The sequence below is a fragment of the Streptomyces sp. NPDC088246 genome, assembly GCF_044741025.1.
GTDB lineage: Bacteria > Actinomycetota > Actinomycetes > Streptomycetales > Streptomycetaceae > Streptomyces.
The window spans coordinates 1-12498 of record NZ_JBIURV010000103.1; the positions used below are offsets into that span (position 1 = coordinate 1).

11 protein-coding genes and 3 pseudogenes are annotated in these 12498 nt (G+C 67.8%); 6 read left to right on the plus strand and 8 right to left on the minus strand.

The window, feature by feature from the left end; genetic code table 11:
* Positions 1-595: 595 nt before the first annotated feature.
* A pseudogene (locus tag ACIPEK_RS45200) lies at positions 596-1157 on the minus strand (GNAT family N-acetyltransferase).
* A gap of 290 nt (positions 1158-1447) precedes the next feature.
* Between ACIPEK_RS45200 and ACIPEK_RS45205 the strand changes: the two are divergent.
* Complete coding sequence (locus ACIPEK_RS45205) at positions 1448-2677, plus strand: MFS transporter (RefSeq protein WP_402008600.1); 1230 nt, start codon at positions 1448-1450, stop codon at positions 2675-2677.
* Between the two features lie 99 nt (positions 2678-2776).
* On the opposite strand, the gene ACIPEK_RS45210 is transcribed toward ACIPEK_RS45205, so the two are convergent.
* Entirely contained in the window at positions 2777-3676 is a 900-nt protein-coding gene (locus ACIPEK_RS45210) for a LysR family transcriptional regulator (RefSeq protein WP_402008602.1), read from the minus strand.
* Positions 3677-4409: 733 nt separating this feature from the next.
* On the opposite strand from ACIPEK_RS45210, the gene ACIPEK_RS45215 reads away from it, so the two are divergent.
* Together ACIPEK_RS45215 and ACIPEK_RS45220 are read left to right on the plus strand one after the other, a co-directional pair.
* Positions 4410-4919 (plus strand): ATP-binding protein, encoded by a 510-nt coding sequence (locus ACIPEK_RS45215; RefSeq protein ID WP_402008604.1) that lies wholly within the window; start codon positions 4410-4412, stop codon positions 4917-4919.
* An 81-nt stretch (positions 4920-5000) separates the two neighbouring features.
* Positions 5001-5678, plus strand: coding sequence for a DinB family protein (locus ACIPEK_RS45220; RefSeq protein ID WP_402008606.1), 678 nt, complete (start codon positions 5001-5003; stop codon positions 5676-5678).
* On the opposite strand, the gene ACIPEK_RS45225 is transcribed toward ACIPEK_RS45220, so the two are convergent.
* Positions 5675-7372 carry an IS1182 family transposase gene (locus ACIPEK_RS45225; RefSeq protein WP_402008608.1) on the minus strand — a complete coding sequence of 566 codons (1698 nt, stop codon included), beginning with the start codon at positions 7370-7372 and terminating at the stop codon, positions 5675-5677. The two genes, ACIPEK_RS45220 and ACIPEK_RS45225, sit on opposite strands and share 4 nt — an antisense overlap.
* A 150-nt stretch (positions 7373-7522) precedes the next feature.
* On the opposite strand from ACIPEK_RS45225, the gene ACIPEK_RS45230 reads away from it, so the two are divergent.
* The 3 genes and pseudogenes from ACIPEK_RS45230 to ACIPEK_RS45240 all read left to right on the plus strand — a co-directional run bounded on the left by ACIPEK_RS45230 (position 7523) and on the right by ACIPEK_RS45240 (position 8562).
* A complete protein-coding gene (locus tag ACIPEK_RS45230; protein WP_402008610.1) occupies positions 7523-7759 on the plus strand; it encodes a transposase in 237 nt (78 codons plus the stop codon).
* The gene (locus ACIPEK_RS45235; protein ID WP_402008612.1) at positions 7666-7965 is read left to right on the plus strand and encodes a transposase; all 300 of its coding nucleotides are present in this window, start codon (positions 7666-7668) and stop codon (positions 7963-7965) included. The genes ACIPEK_RS45230 and ACIPEK_RS45235 overlap by 94 nt, the downstream gene beginning before the upstream one ends.
* A gap of 166 nt (positions 7966-8131) precedes the next feature.
* A pseudogene (locus ACIPEK_RS45240) lies at positions 8132-8562 on the plus strand (ankyrin repeat domain-containing protein).
* Between the two features lie 25 nt (positions 8563-8587).
* Here the strand turns inward: ACIPEK_RS45240 and ACIPEK_RS45245 are convergent.
* The 5 genes and pseudogenes from ACIPEK_RS45245 to ACIPEK_RS45265 form a co-directional block, all read right to left on the minus strand.
* Positions 8588-8929: a nucleotide pyrophosphohydrolase gene (locus tag ACIPEK_RS45245; protein ID WP_383079590.1), complete on the minus strand. Its 342-nt coding sequence runs from the start codon at positions 8927-8929 to the stop codon at positions 8588-8590.
* A 371-nt stretch (positions 8930-9300) separates the two neighbouring features.
* Positions 9301-9588 carry an SDR family oxidoreductase gene (locus ACIPEK_RS45250; RefSeq protein ID WP_402008614.1) on the minus strand — a complete coding sequence of 96 codons (288 nt, stop codon included), beginning with the start codon at positions 9586-9588 and terminating at the stop codon, positions 9301-9303.
* A 504-nt stretch (positions 9589-10092) separates the two neighbouring features.
* Entirely contained in the window at positions 10093-10278 is a 186-nt protein-coding gene (locus ACIPEK_RS45255) for a hypothetical protein (RefSeq protein WP_402008616.1), read from the minus strand.
* Positions 10256-11410: a cyclophane-forming radical SAM peptide maturase AmcB gene (gene amcB, locus ACIPEK_RS45260; protein WP_402008618.1), complete on the minus strand. Its 1155-nt coding sequence runs from the start codon at positions 11408-11410 to the stop codon at positions 10256-10258. The genes ACIPEK_RS45255 and amcB overlap by 23 nt, the downstream gene beginning before the upstream one ends.
* Positions 11411-12035: 625 nt before the next feature.
* Positions 12036-12398: pseudogene (locus ACIPEK_RS45265) on the minus strand (sulfite exporter TauE/SafE family protein); the annotation flags it as partial.
* Between the last annotated feature and the right edge of the window lie 100 nt (positions 12399-12498).

Genomic DNA, 12498 nt, shown 5'->3' on the forward strand with positions numbered 1-12498 from the left:
TGGAAGAAGGCACTGAACCAGTTCTCACTCTTCTTCGAGGACCGGCTCAACACGAAGTGAAAGTCGAGGACTTACACAAAGTTTCGTACACGCCCGACCCAAATCGAGCAAGCAGCCGCGATCGTCCTCCGCGGACGCGCCGTGATGCCCGGCATGCCCTGGGGTCCGCCAGCCCCTACCCGACTTCCGGCTGGGTCGGAGGTCAGACGATGCAGAGCGCGACCGCCGTGTCCCCTGGAAACGGAACCCCGGCCGCCTGTCGCATGTTGGCGTCGTTCTTGCCTGCCCCAGCGGCCAGGTGCGTTGGGTGGCGTCTTCGGCTGTGGCGCAGTTGCCGCAGACGTACTCGGCTCACGTGAAGTCTTCCTCACGGAACTCCGGCGAGTACTTGCTCGGTGGTGCCACTACTTCCTCGTTTCCGGTTCAGGGCAACCCTATTGGGTCCCTGTCCGGAAACTTCGGGGCGCCCCAGTGGCTTTGCCATAGGGCGTGTCAGAGAGGTGACGCGAGTAATTGTCAAGAGTTGTGGATCGCCTGAGGGTAAGGCTGCCTGTTCGGAGCGGAACCGCTGGCCTTCGTGCTGAACGGCTGACTCCTACGTACGTTGCTCCCACTTGGTTCGGGTGAGCTCGTACTCGACTTCGCCGTGCTCGGAGCCTTCGATCGGCTCCGGCCAGTCCCCAGTGAAGTTACGGAGGAACGACAGCCCCGCCTTCTCCATCACACGCCGGGATCCCGCGTCGACCGTCATGGTGTTCGCGGTCACCCGATTCACCCCAAGATCCGTGATCCCCCTGCGGATCAGGGCCCCGTGATCCCTCGGTGGCGTATCCGCTGCCCCAGGCGGCCTTGTTCAGCCGGTAGCCGAGTTCCACCGCGGCGGGGCTGTGCTCGTCCAGGGGGCGGAATTCGAACCAGCCCAGGAAGACCCCGGTGTCCTTCTCCTCCGCGGCCCAGTAGCCGCGGGTCCCGAAGCAGGGGTAGTCGTGGAGGAGCCTGGGCAAGGTCTGTGCCCGGATCACCTCGCGGCTCGTCGGCCGGCCGCCGTTGATGAAGAGCATGACGTCGTGGTCATTGTCCAGTGCGAACAGATGGTCGACGTCGGCCTCGGTGAACGCGCGCAGCACCAGCCGATCGGACTCCAGGAAGATGTTCATGCCGCGATCTCCACCGCCGGCAGCAGGGCCCGCCACTGGGTATTCGCAGCAGGCCGGTGAAGGGGCGGTTGTTCATGCCGCTCGGGCGTTCCAGAAGCCGAGTGCACCGTCGCCGACGGCGAGGACCGGAGCCCGCATGCCCGGTACAGAACACAAACGTGGCCGCGCAGGCGGTGGTCGAACCCGGAATCGCCGAACAGGCCCGGTTCCCCCAATCGATGAGTCGGGGTAATGGGTGGATGAGATCATCGATCTTGTTCGGCCGCAAAAGGGGGTGGTGAGCTGGCCATATGAAAAATGCGGAAGCTCTCACACCCCCCACAGCCGACAGCGGCGCACCTCGCTGGTCACCGGTCATCGCCGTGGCACTCGGCACGTTCACCGTGGTGTCCTCCGAAATGATGCCGGTGGGTCTGCTGACGCCCATGTCGGAGGCCCTTTCCGTCTCCGACGGTGTCACTGGCCTCTCCCTGACGATCACCGGGATCATCGCCGCAGCCGTCTCCCCCTTTGTTCCGGCGCTCATCGGGCTCCGTGATCGCAAGGGGGTGCTCGTCACCTTCATGGTTCTGCTGTCACTGGCGAATGCGCTGACCGCGATCGCGCCCAATTTCCTGGTCCTGGCTTCCGGTCGGGTCCTTCTCGGCATTGCGATGGGCGTCGTGTGGGGACTCGCTGCAGGACTGAGCCCGCGACTCGTCGACGGACCACGAATCGCGCTTGCCACCACGCTGATCTTCTCGGGCGTCTCCATCGCCTCGGTGCTCGGCGTGCCGCTAGGTACCCTCCTTGCGGCGCTCCTCGGCTGGCGTGCCACGTTCTGGGCACTCGCACTCGTCGGTGCCGTGGCCACCGGCGTCCTGGTCCTCACGCTTCCGGCCCTCCCGGTTCACCAGCGGAGCCGCCTCGACGGAATCGTCGACACGCTGAGACACCGCGGTGTCGCGACCGGGCTGGCCATCACGGGGCTGGTCGTGCTCGGCCACTTCACCGGCTACACGTACGTGCGCCCGGTCCTTGAGTTGGACGCGGGCATGAGCGCCGGCCTGATCGCGAGCTGCCTGCTGGTCTACGGCCTGGCCGGCGTCGCCGGCAACTTCACCCTCGGCCTCCTGGCCGGCCGTTACACGAAGGAGGCTGTGACGACTGCCCTGGCGGGCGTCGCACTGGCCGCAGCAGTGCTGCCGTTCGCCACCGCGAGCCCTGTCACTGTGCTGATCGCGCTCGTCGTCTGGGGCGCCTCGTACGGCGGGGTCTCGGTCTCGACGCAGACCTGGGTCCGCACGGCCGACCCCGCGCGTACCGAGGCATCGGCCGCGCTGTGGGCCGGCGTGTTCAACGCAAGCATCGCTCTCGGCGCGTTCGCGGGCGGGCTCGTCATCGACCGTGCGGGAAACCGAGCCGTCCTGCTCTCGGCGGCGCTGATCACGGCGGCCGGGCTGATCGTCGCTGCCGCCTCGCGGCCTCGCCCGACGACTCCACGCGAGCGGCGGCCGGAGCTGGATGCCGCCGACCATTGACGGTCTGTCTGCTGCCCTGGGCGGACAACCACCAATCCGAACGTACGTCACTCTGGCGGGCGGACCAGCTCCGCTCACGGCCGGCACGGCAACGGCGTTTCAGCCCACGTTCTTCACCAAGAGCTCGACGAACCTGTCGGCCAGGCCGTGCTGCTTCCGTTCGCTCTGCAGGATGAGCAGCGTGGTCGGCTCCAGGTCGGGAGCCGACAGGTAGCGGATGTCCGGCCGCGGGGCGTACCTCGTGCTCGCTCGGCACAGAAGCAGACCGAGGCGGGTGCTGGCCACGGTCGAGAGCCCCTCCTGAATCGTGCTGGCGCCCGCCGAGTAGGTCAGCTCGCACCCGTTCCGTGTCCGCTTCGGCGCATTCACCTGGCGCCAGTAGTCGGGGGCAGGGCCACGCGGCTCGATCAGCGCCAGTTCCGACAGCTCGCCGGCGGAGATGCTCGACTCACCGGCCAGGCGGTGCGCGGTGGAGACGGCGAGATACATCGGCTGTCGCGAGAACTCCAGCATGAGCCGGAGGCCTTTCTCGCGGCAGGGCGAGAGCACGATGGCCACGTCGATCTCGCCCCGGATCAGGCAGGAGAACGGGTCCCCCCAGGAGAGTTCGACGAGTTGGGCGGAACCCTCGGGAAGGCTCGCGATCGCCTTGGCGACCGGCTCGTACACGGCGCACTGGAATCCCACGCGCATAGGCCGGTCCGTCGCCGCAGCCCGGGCGGCGTCGAAACCCTCGCGAAGCTGGCGGAAGGCGGGCACCACCTGCTCGGCCAGCACTCGCCCCAGATCGGTCAGCCCTACCCGGCGGCTGGTCCGTTCGAACACCGGAGCACCCACCCGGTTCTCCAGGCGCTTGATCAGCTGGGAGACGCGTCCCTGGGTGACGCCCAGGATTTCGGCCGTGCGGCCGAAATGGAGTTGATGAACCAGCACGGAGAAACACTCAAGTTCCTGGAGCGGAAGCTCCGGGACAACGGGCCCTGGGGTTGTGCGATCCACCTCCGCATTCTACGCCGGTGTCGCACGGCACCCGGTCCGGGCAGAGGCATGCCCGCACACCCCCCTCCGGCGCCCACCGCAACGCAGGGTGTCTACCAGCGTGTACCCGTCACGCTACGCCGGAGGAACCACCGCGCCGGATCTTCTTCAAGCTGTCCAACGACAGTTCGTGATAACCGGTGGCCTCCTTGCTCAACACTCATGCCAGGACCTGCGGATCAGGTCGGGAGCCGCTGCTCCCGGTCGGGAAGCGGCGCCTCCGCACTGGCGCAGGCCCGCGGGGAGGGCGGCTTCACGAAGGTCCACGAGGCGTTTTGGGCTGCGGTCAAGCAGAAGGCCGGGGACCGGGAGGGCACCCGAATGCTGATCGAGGTCCCGCTGCTGCACCGTCAGATGCCTGCCGAGTCTCTCCTTGGTAAAGGCCGTGGCGACCTGTCTTCGGATCGGCTCGGTTCGGCTCGATGTCCACCGACCTCGTCGCGATCGAGGCCCGCAAGGCGATGGAGAGCACCGACGACGAGGACGCCGGACTCTCACCGACGACGGACCGGCCCACGACGCGGGTGGCGAGAGTGCGGGCCAGGAGGCGGCCGGGGGCGAGGGTGATCTCGCTGCACGCGCGCCGCCTGCCGCCTGATCCACGCACGGCGCTGCCCGGCATGAGCAAGTACGACCGGCTGCTGAACCTGGTCACCACCCGCGAGACCAGCCAGAACCAGAAAGGCCAGGGGGCATGCCCCGCGCCATCACCGTCACCGACCACGACGCGGACCAGGACTGCGGCCGAATCCGGCAGAGCAGGGTGTCCCTGCCGGGCGACCCGGAGGACATGTTCATCGACGAGGCATGCCGGGACCTGAAGCTGCCCGCGTTTCGCGAGCGGTTCATCGAACTCGCCAGCAGCGCCCACCGCGAGCAGGCCACCTACAAGCAGTTCCTCCTCGACCTTTTGCAGGTCGAGCTTGCCGACCGCGACGTGCGCCGCCAGCAGCGGCTCCTGCGGCTGGCCCGTTTCTCGCGCCCCAAGCATGCTGTTCCAGATCTTCACCGGACGCGAGGAGTGCAAGGCCACCGCAATCGCTACGAATTCCCCTTCACCGAGTGGGACAAGACCTTCGCCGACGCCCGCTTCTGCGCGGCCATCGCCGACCGGATTACCTTCCGCTGCACCCTTGTCCAGACCGGCACCGAGTCCTACCGCCTCCAGACCACCCAGGAACCCCTCCTCCCAGCAAAGAAATGACGACCCAGCAGCCCTGAGGCACGTGTCCTCGTCGGCACGAGCCGATTGAGCCCACCGACCGCGCATGGCAAGCTCGTGGCCGTGATCGATGAATTCGCGAAAGAGTACCTGCACAGCGACCTGCGTGAGATCCGCGAGACGATGCTGTGGAAGCTCGACGGGTTGCCCGAATACGACATCCGCCGACCCCTGACCTTGACTGGAACCAACCTTCTCGGCCTGGTCAAGCACCTGGCGACTTGGGAGTCCAGGTACTTCGGCGAGGTCTTCGACCGGCCGTTCCCCGAGCCCCTGCCCCGATGGGACGACGCCGCCGAGCGCGGCGCCGACACGTGGGCGACCGAGCACGAGACGCGCGAGGAAATCATCGACCGCTACCGTCGCGTATGGGAACACTCAGACGCGACGATCACCGCCCTCTCCATCGACTCCCCCGGCCACGTGCCCTGGTGGCCACGCCCTGACGTGAAGCTGTTCAACATCCTGGTACACATGCTCACCGAGACCAGCCGGCACGCCGGACACGCCGATATCCTGCGCGAACAGCTCGACGGCTCCACAGGGACAGCGGCCGAATACGCAAATCCGCAGCGCGACACGGCATTCTGGGAGGCCCGGCGCGCGACGATCGAGCGGGCCGCCAAAGAAGCCGTCGCCAAGCCCGATCACGCTGGTTCCACCAACGCACACGGCTCAACCGGGACTACGCCCTGGTCAACTAGCTTGACTCTGTCGGTGATCTTGGATGGTCGAGGTTAGGTGCCGAGGGTGCGCCAGGACTTCGATCGGGGAATTCCCTGCTGGTCCAGGAAGGTCTGGAAGGCGGTCGGCGGTCTCGGTGAAGGGGTTTCCTGGGTCACTGACCGAGTGCTGAGTCGTTCGATGTTCACGGCGATGGCTGTGAGTACGTGTTGCAGGTGGGCTTTCGGCTGTCCTCGGTAGCGGCAGCGGCGCATGCCGTGTCCGTGGGCAAACTCGTTGATGGTGCCCTCCACGCCGGAGCGGACCGCGTAGCGAGCCTTCCACTCGGGTGTCTGCTGCTCGGTGCGGACGCGGACTTGCAGGTCGCGGAGTTCTCGTGGAGGGAAGCCCACGTTCCGGGCGCCGTCGCGGGAGCTGGTGCACCGAGGGCGGTCCGGACACGGCTGGCACTGGCTCTTGGTGAACCGCGCCACGATCAGGGGTGCCGCGGTGGGCGAGGAGGTCGGGTAGGGGCCGTGCCAGCCCTTGCTGACCTGGCCCCGGGGACAGGTGACCTGTCGGCGGTCGAAGTCGATGTGGAAGTCGTCCCGGTCGAAGCCTTCGTTCCTGCGGTGCTGACGGGTGGGGTTGCCCGGCAGTGGCCCGCTGACAGTGGTCTGGTGTTCGCGGGCGGCTCGTTCCAGGTGGACCAGAGAGGTGTAGCCGCCGTCGACCAAGTGCTCGGCAGGCAGCAGCCCGCGACGCGCCAGGCGGCTGTGGATACCGGGCAGGGCCTGGCCGTCGTTCGTAGCGGCCGACGTGGTGGCCACGTCCGTGATCACGTTGGCGCTGTCGGAGGCACACGTCTCGGTGACACGCGCGGCGAACCCCTTCCAACTGATGATGTGCCCGTGACGGGCATAGCGCGCCGTGGTGTCGTAGGGGGAGACGATTGCCGAGGAGGAGGGCGGCAGACCGCCGTCGTCGGTGGTGCGCCAGCGCAGGCGGCCTGCCGTGTCGCGGTAGTAGTGCTGCACCACGATCTGCCGTAGGGCCTCGGCTTGTGGGCCGGGCCGGTAGGCGGACCCGTCCCGGTGGAGTCGCTCCAGCAGTCGGCAGGCGTCGTTGCCGGCGGCGAGGATCCTGGTCTTGGGCCGGGTGGGGTTCTTGCCCAGGCGGACCGGGCGGCCATAGCGGCGCCCCCAGTCCTCGTCGACCAGGCCGATCAGCAGATGCCCAGCCGTGCGGGCCACTTCTTCAAGCGCGGCACGGACTGCCTCGGTGACCAGTTCCAGCCGGGTCAGGTCGCGCACCGCGGCCAGGACGTGGGTGGAGTCGGTGCGCTGCGTGGTGCGCTCGCCCACGAGGCCGGCCTCCTTCAGACGGGCGAGCACCAGATCCAAGAGTCGGTCGGCGCGGTCGTCCTGTGCGACGCGCTCGCGGAAGTCGGCCAGCACGCTGTGGTGGAAGCCGGGATCGTCCAGCTCCATGGCCAGGGCGTACTTGAAATCGATGCGGCAGCGGACCGCTTCCGCTGCCTGCCGGTCCGACAGACCAAGCAGGAACTGCAGCACACAGACGGTGGCCAGTTGGGCAGGCGAGAGCCCGGGACGCCCGTCGCGCGGATACCAGCCGGCGAAGTCCTCGTCGCACCACAACCCGTCCAGCCGGTCTCTGACCCACATCGCCGTCGTACCGGCCGGATTGCTTGCCCGTGCGATCTGGGCGGTCAGAGGCGGGACTTGCTCACCGGAGCGGGGATGGAGCGACAACGGACACCTCGGCAGCTGTATCGGCCTTCGAAACAGCACTGAGCATGCCCGCCGATCAGGCTCGCGCACTGGGAAACCCCAAGATCACCGACAGAGTCAAGCTAGGGCGTGTATCGAAAGTGGATCTTGATCGTGGGATGATCTCGGTTCGTGGCGCGTAGAGATCTGACAGACGAGCTATGGGCCGCGCTGGAACCGCTGTTGCCGAAGGGCAAGAAGCCCGGCCAGCCACCGACATGGACCCGGCGGCAGCTGATCGACGGCATACGCTTCCGGGTCCGCACCGGCATCCCGTGGCGGTCGCCGACAGCAAAGCCTCCGCCCTGGCCCACCTGCCCTCCGCACACTTCAACGCCAACGCCGCATGGCTCACCCTGTGGGCGATGACCTACAACCTGCTGCGGGCCACCGGCGCACAGGCCTCCGCCTTCCACGCCAGGGCCACCACCGCCACGATCCGCACCCACCTGGTCCACGTTCCGGCCCGGATCGCCCGCTCCGCCCGCCGCATCACCCTGCACCTACCGCACAACTGGCCCTGGCAGCACGCCTGGACACACCTGTTCTCCACCGCCCACGGACCGGCCGACTGATACGAACAGCCCCTGCCCGCCCCGCCCGCAAGGGCCTGACCGGAACCGAACCGTGGAAAAGCTGGGCAGACCAGCGGACACAACCTGCCCTCACCCGGCCACCCGACCCGAAACCGATCAAAAAAACCACTCTCAAATCCCCTCGGTGGATCAAGGCTTAGCGATCGTGAACAGACGGCGGCAGAAGAAACTGTCAAAGCGTCTCGTAGAGGTGGCGACACTCGGCGACACCACTCAGATCAACGCTCTACTAAGAGCGGGGCCTGCCCGCAGGCCGGCAATACCGAGGGCACCACGCCTCTATACGCCGCATCAGTCAGCGGAGCCGCCGACAACGTCCTCTGTCTACTGGCAGCCGGGGCCTTGCCCAACACCGAAAGCGGACGCGGCACGGAAGGCACGCCCCTTTGCGCGGCCGCATGCTGGGGCCATACCGAAACGGTGCGTGCACTCCTCACCCACGGCGCCGATCCCAATCTCCACGAAGATCACGGCATGGGCCGTTCGCCGCTTCAATGGGCGATGACCGGGCCCTACCCCGAGACGATCGCCGTGCTTCTCGCGGCAGGTGCCCGACCACACGACCCAGCCACGTGACCCATTCCGTAATCCCTGGCCACGGTCACGTGGGCTCGGCATCGCGTCTTCCTCGCGCGGTGATCGACTGGTCGAGTCCATCCATCGTGCGCAGGAACGCGGCGTTCAGATCGACGTCGTACCGGTGCGCGAGGATCAGCACGGACCACAGGCAGTCCGCGAGTTCGTGTTCCAGAGCGGCACGGCCGCCCGGCATGTCGCGGGCGCCTTCCTGTGCCATGACGATCTTTGCCAGATCGCCGACGTCCCCGACGAAGCCGAGCATGAACTCCTCGCGTGTCCACACGCGGCCACGTTCCCTCAGGTTCAGCTCGTCGTAGAGGTCATGAATGTGCAGGGCGCGGCGCTGGAGTTCGTTGAGGTCCATGCCCCAGCCTTTCCCTATCCGCCCGCTGCAACCTTGACCCCGGTCGCGCTCTCCGGGGTCGCCGTGGTCCGGGTCGGGAGCCATCCATTGATGCGCAGGGCCGGGACGCGTACGGTGCACCATCTCGAGCAGTACCCCCGAGGGCACGGGTGGAATCGGGCTGGGGCTGCACGCACACCAGGATGTGGCCCGGCGGGATGACGGGGGCCAGACGCTGGAGCAGTAGGCGGGGCGCGCTTCTCTTCTCCGGGGTGAAGGGGATGCGGTAGGCCTCGCAATCGGTCAGAAGTTCGGCGAGCGGCTGCGTATCCTCGCCTCCTGGGCCGCCGACCAGCACCTCTCAGCCGCTCTTTCGGAGTGAGAGCGCGCGGTCAGGGGGTGGTCAGCTCGCCGGTGCCCAGGGCCGAGGCGACGCCGCCGTCCATCAACAGGTCGGCTCCCGTGATGAAGCCGGCCCGGCGGTCGAGGAGGATGGCGGCCGCCTCGGCAACCTCGTCGGACGTGCCGAACCGTCCGGCCGCCGACACCTCGCCCACATGCTCGAACCACTCACGGCGCGGCCCGGACGGCTCGTCCAGGGCCAGCGGCGTGATGACGACGCCGGGGCTGACGGCGTTGAGCCGGGCACCGCGCTTGTCCCACGCGGCGGTGATCTGCACCCGCAGCGAGTTGGCCCGCTGGACAGCGCGTAGGCGTAAACGGTGGAGTCGATCTGGTCGGGCTGGAGGAACGGCAACGTGAGCAGCTTCGCGGTCTCGGTGGTGGCGAGCGTGTGCTCGATCTCGCGAGCGTAGGGGGTTCCCGGTGCCCGGCCCATGCTGGCGATGGCCAGGCCGGCACCGCCGGGGGCGACAACGCGGACGTGCTGATGCAGGCCCTCGGCATCGCCATCGCGCCACGCGGAGAACACTGTCGGGACGTCCTGGAGTAGACCCCCAACGAGCGCGATCTCCTCCCCGCTCGGCCGAGACTGTCCGCCATTCGGGTGCCGAGCTGGTCCCGCGCGGGTTCGTCGCCTCCCACGACACAGGCCCGGGAGCCACAGTGTTGTCCTTCCATACCCGGTCCTGGGACGTGACGATCGCTCACCGGTGCCGCCTCAACAGGGTGGTCAGGCCGCACCGCCGGCTCTACCGCGGAGGCGGCACCAAGGTGAAATCGGTTCAGGCAGCCCCACCGATCTTGTCGTAGCCGGGCACACCGTAATCCCAGCCAAAGATGCTCGCGGTCTCGTGGCATTCACCGGCCTGGGCCGCGGCCCGGGCGAGCGAATCCCGGCAGGCCTCGATGCGCTCGGCAAGCGGGGCAGTGCTCTCCATGACCTTGTCAGGCACAGGCACGTTCGGCATGGCGCAGGATTCCTTCCATCAGGTTGATCTTGCTGGTGCGGCAGTACGCGGTTTCGGTACCGTCCAGGCGGCCGGTCTCGAAATACTTGTTGGCCGCCTGACCGCCGCGGCAGTAGGCGAAGTAGTTGCAGTGCTCACGGCAGTTGGTCACGCCTGCGAGGGCCTCGGCGACCCACGGCACTTCGTGCGCGCGGGCCAATAGGACGGCCAGCGGAGTGTCCAGGACGTTGCCCGCAGAAAAGGGGCCATGGCGAGGTGAGCGGAAGCCCGCCAGTTCCGCGCCGATCGGGAGGAAGCCGCCGTCCCAGGCCACCAGCGGAAGCGGCATCAGCAGACGGTCAGCACGCAGAGCGGCGGTGCCGGCCAGCTCCTCACGGATGTGGGTGTAGGCATGGTCGAGCTCCCTGACCCGAATGCGGGGATCGGTCTGCCAGCAGGCCGCCAGCTCCTGCCAGAACGCGACGATCCCGTCCTTGGACTCCTGCCTACCTCCGTACACGCCCTTCTTCTCGGCCAGATTCACCCCCAGGCTGTCGCAGCCCAGCTCACAGGCGAATCGGTACACAGCGGTGGCCGCCCCCGGAGCCACATCGGCCACCACCGCGATCACGTTGAAGGCGATCCCGGCCCGGCGCAGCATCCCGATCCCGCTCATGACCCGCTCCAGACTCGGGTGCCCCGCCCAGTCCACCCGGGCCGCATTCGCCTCACCCGGGCCGTCGACGCTCACCGCCACCCGGACTGGGACCGTCGCGAACACCTCGCACCACGCCTCGTCGATGAGCGTGGCATTGGTCTGCACCGCATGTGTCACCGCGTGCCTCTCGCCCGGCCCGAACGGCGCCACCAGAGAACTGAAATAAGCCGGGCCCACGGCAAGCGGCTCACCGCCATGCCACACCACGGCTACCGGGCGCTTCTCGGCCCATGTCCGGACACCGGTCGCCACTGCCTGGGCGACCTCCACACTCATGCGCCGCAACACTCTCCGGTCCGGCAGATAGCAGTAGGAGCAGTTGAGATTACACAGAGTCGTCGGCTGCATCAGCACCACCGACGCCGCCTCCGCCAGCCGTTCCTCACCCGCCCGCACACCGCCCGCGCCAGCAGGCCCCGCCCCAAGAACCGTCACATCCCGACCGTAGGTCCGGTACACCGGGTATTGTCCCGACCCGACTCACCTTCACACCTTCGAGCGAGCGCATCACTCCGGCGAGCGCCGGACCACCACCCTCAATCACACCGGAGCGCCGGAGCGCCGGAAGGCACACCAGATGCCGCGCGGACCGGCCGGAGATCCACCGCTGGCACCGCCTCGGCGATCTCGCCACCGGCTTCACCGCATCCTGCCGGGAACAACGGCTCGATCCACGACCGTTGATCGGCAGCCGACGAACACCAGGACCAACATCTGTGTGCCCGGCGGCCCAGGTCAACAGCGCGGCATTCACCAGCCTGCGCCAGGTCCTGGCCTCGTGGCCCGACCGCTGCCGGCTGACTTCCGGAAGCAGGGCGAGAGGGAAGGCCTCGACTTCTACGCCAGATTGACGGCAATCCAGCAGACGGCCGCCTGGTGGTGGCTCCTTGAGTCACCACCTGGCAAGTCGAGCGCCGACGGCCTTGGACACCGTCACCGTGGCATCACGGATCCGGTGTCACGCCGACTCCCGGACGATCATCCGGGGCCGCACGGCTGCAGCGACCTGGTCACAGTCGATGTCCTGCCCATCGACGAGACGCCGCAAAGCCGACGCTACGGCCGTCCAGATGGCGGTGTCGAGTTGCTGGGCGAGGACGAAGATGCCCATGCCGACGAACCATCCGAAGACCTTGCGCAGGGTGTCCTGCGGAATGCGGCCGGCGAGGCGCGCGCCGAGGAGGCTGCCGCCGAAGACCGCCGCGGTGACGGCCAGGGCGAGGCCCCAGTCGATCTGCACGTTTGAGAGGTGCCCGGCCAGTCCGGCGAAGGATTTCATGGCGATGACGAGAAGTGAGGTGCCGACCGCGGTGCTCATGGGCAGTCCGCCAAGGATCGCGAGTGCGGGCACGACGAGGAAGCCGCCGCCGGAGCCCACCAGACCCGTGACGGCGCCGACGACCAGGCCCTCGATGGCGATGTGTTCTTAGAGGGTGTTCGGTACCGTTTCATGCTGCCGCGGGCGGTTTCGGGCGGAGGTATTGCCCGATTTGACTCGGGCTCGCGGTCAGCCTGCTGACCAT

Bases quoted from the DNA above. Each gene is read 5' to 3' on its own strand.
- ACIPEK_RS45205 (WP_402008600.1), top strand. From the start codon at position 1,448: ATGAAAAATGCGGAAGCTCTCACACCCCCCACAGCCGACAGCGGCGCA.
- ACIPEK_RS45255 (WP_402008616.1), bottom strand. From the start codon at position 10,278: ATGCCGAACGTGCCTGTGCCTGACAAGGTCATGGAGAGCACTGCCCCG.
- ACIPEK_RS45245 (WP_383079590.1), bottom strand. From the start codon at position 8,929: ATGGACCTCAACGAACTCCAGCGCCGCGCCCTGCACATTCATGACCTC.
- ACIPEK_RS45215 (WP_402008604.1), top strand. From the start codon at position 4,410: ATGCCCCGCGCCATCACCGTCACCGACCACGACGCGGACCAGGACTGC.